The organism is Streptomyces sp. SID486 (assembly GCF_009865385.1).
Classification (GTDB): Bacteria; Actinomycetota; Actinomycetes; order Streptomycetales; family Streptomycetaceae; genus Streptomyces.
Window position 1 is genome coordinate 1 of the sequence record NZ_WWJT01000808.1, and the last position, 937, is coordinate 937.

Consider the following 937-nt stretch of genomic DNA (forward strand, 5'->3'; position numbering starts at 1 on the left):
CCCAGATCACCTACTGGACCCGACAACTCGCCGACCTCCCCGACCACCTCGACCTCCCCACCGACCGACCCCGCCCCACCATCACCACCTACCGCGGCGACTACCTCACCGTCGACATCGACCCCACCCTCCACCAACACCTCACCGACCTCGCCCGCACCACCGGCGCCAGCCTCTTCATGGTCCTCCAAGCCGGACTCGCCGCCCTCCTCACCCGCCTCGGCGCCGGCCACGACATCCCCCTCGGCAGCCCCATCGCCGGACGCACCGACCACAACCTCGACCACCTCATCGGCTTCTTCGTCAACACCCTCGTCCTACGCACCCACACCCACGACAACCCCACCTTCACCCAACTCATCAACCAGGTCCGCGACACCTCCCTCCACGCCTACGCCCACCAGGACGTCCCCTTCGAATACCTCGTCGAACACCTCAACCCCACCCGCACCCTCTCCCACCACCCCCTCTTCCAGATCATGCTCGCCCTCCAGAACGCCCCCGAGGGGACCTTCGAGCTGCCGGGGGCGCGAGCCGGTGTGGAGCTGGGCAGGACGGGCACGGCGAAGTTCGACCTCTTCTTCAGCCTCGCCGAACAGCGCGGCCCGCGCGGCGAGCCTCATGGCATCACCGGTGTGATCGAGTACTCCAGCGACCTCTACGACCCCGGCACGGTGCGAACCCTCTTCGACCGCTGGGTCCGGTTGCTCGAAGCGGCGGTCACAGCACCCGACCGCCGACTCGGCACCATCGACATCCTCACCCCCGAGGAACACCGGCGGCTGCTGGTCGACTTCAACGACACCGCCCTGCCACTGCCGGAAGCCCCCCTGGGCGAACTCTTCGCACGACAGGCGGCCAGGACCCCCGACGCACCCGCCCTCAGCGACGGCACCACCTCGCTGACCTACGCACAGACCGACAACCGCGCCAACCA

Annotated in this window: 1 protein-coding gene; it reads left to right on the forward strand. The window is 68.6% G+C overall.

What is annotated here, in order from left to right; genetic code table 11:
* Positions 1-937: condensation domain-containing protein (locus GT045_RS38185; RefSeq protein WP_237539211.1), on the forward strand; the 937-nt coding region annotated here is incomplete at both ends.